2 protein-coding genes, 1 tRNA gene and 2 pseudogenes are annotated in these 3,817 nt (G+C 62.6%); all 5 read left to right on the top strand.

Features of this window, described 5'->3' with window-relative positions; translation table 11 throughout:
• Window positions 1-256: 256 nt before the first annotated feature.
• Window positions 257-886 (top strand): annotated as a pseudogene (locus tag H181DRAFT_RS29100) (IS5 family transposase); the annotation flags it as partial.
• A gap of 181 nt (window positions 887-1,067) precedes the next feature.
• Window positions 1,068-1,757: pseudogene (locus H181DRAFT_RS28150) on the top strand (integrase core domain-containing protein); the annotation flags it as partial.
• A gap of 210 nt (window positions 1,758-1,967) precedes the next feature.
• A complete protein-coding gene (locus H181DRAFT_RS29095; protein ID WP_158715468.1) occupies window positions 1,968-2,453 on the top strand; it encodes a TIGR02391 family protein in 486 nt (161 codons plus the stop codon).
• 314 nt (window positions 2,454-2,767) lie between these two features.
• The gene (locus H181DRAFT_RS28145) at window positions 2,768-3,634 is read left to right on the top strand and encodes a hypothetical protein (RefSeq protein WP_045867280.1); all 867 of its coding nucleotides are present in this window, start codon (window positions 2,768-2,770) and stop codon (window positions 3,632-3,634) included.
• Between the two features lie 36 nt (window positions 3,635-3,670).
• A tRNA-Tyr gene (locus H181DRAFT_RS29610) sits at window positions 3,671-3,776 on the top strand.
• Window positions 3,777-3,817 lie beyond the last annotated feature (41 nt).

The raw sequence follows: 3,817 nt of genomic DNA, 5'->3' as shown, positions 1-3,817 counted from the left end.
TGTAAATCTGCCGGCTCAGCCTTCCCAGGTTCGAATCCTGGCGCCGCCACAGCCCAGAAGAGGCCAGTGACCAGCAAGTATGCGGTCACTGGCCTTCTTCGTTTTCATGCCTGAGTGGCATGAGTATGACCCTTATGTCCCGCTTTTTCTCACCCTGATTCGCGTGCCGACCCGTACGTGTGGGCATGCTTCGGGCTGCTCTACCTCGCCGTTCTCAGAGTTGCTTCGATCCGTGCGTTCGCTGAGTCCGTTGTCCATGGGGCCTCGTCGTCATGAGCTAACTGATCAAGCGTGGGAGCGGATCGAGCCACTGTTGCCGTCTTCCCGGATGGGGCGTCCCGTCCGGGACAGACGTCAGGTGATCAACGGGATTCTGTGGAAGCTGTCGACGGGTGCGGCCGGGCGGGATCTGCCTGAGCGATACGGGCCGTGGAAGACGGTCTACGAGCGCTTCCGCCGCTGGTCGGCGGACGGGACGTGGGATCGGATACTCGCTCGTGTCCAGCAGCACTCGGATGCTGTGGGCACGGTGGACTGGTCGATCGTGTGCAGCGACTCCACCACCGTGCGCGCCCACCAGCAGGTCGCCGGCGCACGAAAAGGGGGCGCTGCCAGGCGCTCGGAAGCTCGAGAGGCGGACTGACGTCCAAGATCCACCTCGCCTGCGACGGTCGCGGGCTCCCTCTGGCCTTCACCGTCACCGCAGGTGGTGGCGGACAAGGGCTATTCGTCCCGCAGTATCCGCACCTACCTACGACATCGCGGCATCGCCTGCACCATCCCCAAACGCACCGACCAGATCGCCGGACGACGCCGACGCGGCGAGTCGCTGTGCCGTCTCAACCGGTCGGTCTACCGCCGTCGCAACGTCGTCGAACGCTGCTTCTGTATTAATCTGATGCGTTGTTCACGCGGCTGATGGGTGGGTGGCCGGCGAGTGCTCATAAGGGGGTGCGCCGGTTTGCGGCCGAGGGGAATGCCGGATCCATCACCGCGCCAGCCGCCCGGACCGCACCTCGGCAAACCGAAGCCGAGGTGTGCGCTCCGGACCAACAGGAAACTCGGCCCCCTCCCGCATCGGGCCGATCCTCGGCTTGCCGCCTTCGACCTTTCACCGGATCCTAGCCCGGCACGGGCTGAACCGCCTGGCCTACCTGGACCGTCCCACCGGCCGGGTGGTCCGCCGCTACGAACGCGAACTGGTCCATCTCGGCATCAAGAAGGTCGGCAACATCCCCAACGGAGGCGGCTGGCGCACGGTCGGCAGGACCACAGGCGTCCACAACCGGCAAGCCACCACGACGACCCGCGGAGAGCTGCAAACCGGTGATCGGCACAGCTACATCCACTTCGCCCTCGATGACCACTCCCGCCTCGCCTACAGCGAAGTCCTCACCGATGAGCGGAAGGAGACCGCGGCGGGCTTCTGGCAGCGAGCACAACCCGTCTTCACCCGCCACGGCATCACCGTCGAACGAGTCTTCGCCGACAACGGCACTTGCTACAGGTCTCTGGCGCGAGACTCTGGCCGCATCCCCCACAAACGCAGCCGCCCCCACAGACCGCAGACCAACGGCAAAGTCGAACGCCTCAACCGGGGTCGTGCTGGAGAAATGGCCTACGCAATGCCCTACCACTCAGGGACCGAACGCCGAGCAGCCTTCCCCTATTGGCTCCACACCTACAATCACCACCGCGCACACACCGCACCCGCAGGCAAGCCACTCGCCAGCCGCGTCCCCAACCTCACAGGGCAAACACCCAACGCAAGGCGCAGCTCGCCTTGCCAGGTCGCTGTGAACGGGAATGCGCTTACACAGTAGGGCTCAGTAACCCTGTGTTATAAGCACGTGTCAGAGATGTCACCTTAAGGGGCACCTGCCTCCCTGTCACGCATGCGATTGAGCCTGGGGACCCTCGCGACATCCGAACTACAGCAGCCAGCGCCAGAGGGTGCCCTGCGCTCGATGATCGGCGACGCCGAGGCGTCAGAAGAGTTCGGCATCCCAGGGTTTGCGCCCTCCCAGCTACACGACTTATCTGGTCCGCCCGCTGCGGACCATTGGACAATCCACGAGTACCGAGTGGTCGTGCGGGAGGTATCAGAAGCGCTCACCGCTCATTGGCGTGAGTGTCTGGGCCGCGCAGATGTCGACGGCACCAAACTCTGGCAGCAGACACTGTCTGGAGGCGAATCGACGCCAGGGTGGCCCAAGCTTGTCTGGCGGGACCCGGTCGAGGATAAGCACGGTCAAGAGGATGCGTGCCAGCTCGTGCCCACTTGCGAGATCCTCAATGACCTCTCTTTGGACGACCTGGCACTACGCAATGTGACTACTCGCAGTCGAGTGGAACTCTCTGACCAAGAAGGAATGGAAAGATTGGCGGCCTACAGCTATCTCACCCGCCTTCTTGATGGTTGCGAGATGCGCACCCATGAAGGTGGGTTGTAACTCCACCGACTGACCGTTCCGCACCGACGGCGAAGCTGTGGCCCGTGAGAGCTGTCGTTCGAGAGCTGAGCCCGGTTTCCGCCAAGGGCGCACTTCGGCGGGTGCACCTTGCTGTCACTCAGGTCCCGAGGCGGTCAACGGCTCCCTGCATGGGGGTGGTACATGCAACAGGGCAGAGTGAGCAGGCTCAGATCACGCGCTCGCCCACATTCAGCTTTGTTGGAAATAGTAACAATGCGCCATTCGCTGCAACTTCGTTGGCTGGTAGTCGTGGGGTCTGGTTCGTGTATGAGTGATGACTCAGACTGCACTGCATGAGTACAGGAAACACGCGAGGGCAGCGCAGCTACCAGGGGAAACTGGTAGTTGTCACGCCCGAGATGGCGCTTGATCTGCTAAAGCGAAACAACGCGAACCGGCCGCTGGACAGGACGCTAGTCGCGCAGCTTGCCAGGTACATGGAGGAAGGGACCTTCCAGCTGACGCATCAGGGGATCGCACTCAGCGGATCTCTTAAAGCCGGAGAGGTTCTCGACGGGCAGCACAGGCTGAGTGCGATCGTCAAGTCAGGTGTACCGACAAAATTGCTTGTCTTCGAGCACATGTCCCCTGAGACGATGCCCTTTCTGGACACCGGGAAGCGACGGTCTGGGGGTGATGTCCTCAGCTTGACTGGAGAGAAGGACTCGACACTGATTGCATCGGTGGTGAGGCACGTCCACCTGGCAAAGGCGGATCTCACTGGACCGTGGGTAGGTAGCCGTACGCGGATCCCCAATGACCGCCTGCTAGCTCTGTTCGAGGAGAATCCGGACGGCTACAGGAAGAGTGTTGCAGTCGGGAGGCCCCTCGCGAAGACTCTGGGGATGATCCCTACCGCGACCTCTGCCGGATACTTTCTTGGCCTGGGGTCAGCACCGGAAGTGGACACGGAAGAATGGGTTGAGGGCTTGATGACCGGTGCGAATCTGCAAGCCACAGACCCGCGGCTGGCGCTCACCAAGGCCATTGTTCAACTCAGAAGCATCTCGTCGCGGCGGCGGCGTACGGACTCTCGCGCCCAGTTGGGTCTCTACCTGAAGGCATGGAACGCGTGGGTCTCCGGGAAACCCATCAAGAGTCTGCGATTTCAGGAGGGAGAGCAGCTTCCCCGCCCGGTCGTTGGCCAGCGATTGGCATGAGATGGACGTCTGGGCGGTCCGGTGGGGCTCCTGTGGGGCAGAGGCTCCGTGCACCGGACAATCCCCAGGTCAGCGTACGTCTCCGCAACAGACTGTAAATCTGCCGGCTCAGCCTTCCCAGGTTCGAATCCTGGCGCCGCCACAGCCCAGAAGAGGCCAGTGACCAGCAAGTATGCGGTCACT

Source organism: Streptomyces sp. WMMB 714 (assembly GCF_900090125.1).
GTDB lineage: Bacteria > Actinomycetota > Actinomycetes > Streptomycetales > Streptomycetaceae > Streptomyces > Streptomyces daqingensis.
The sequence above is the reverse complement of the archived record's forward strand: the minus strand, read 5'-3'. Positions and strand labels throughout refer to the sequence as shown.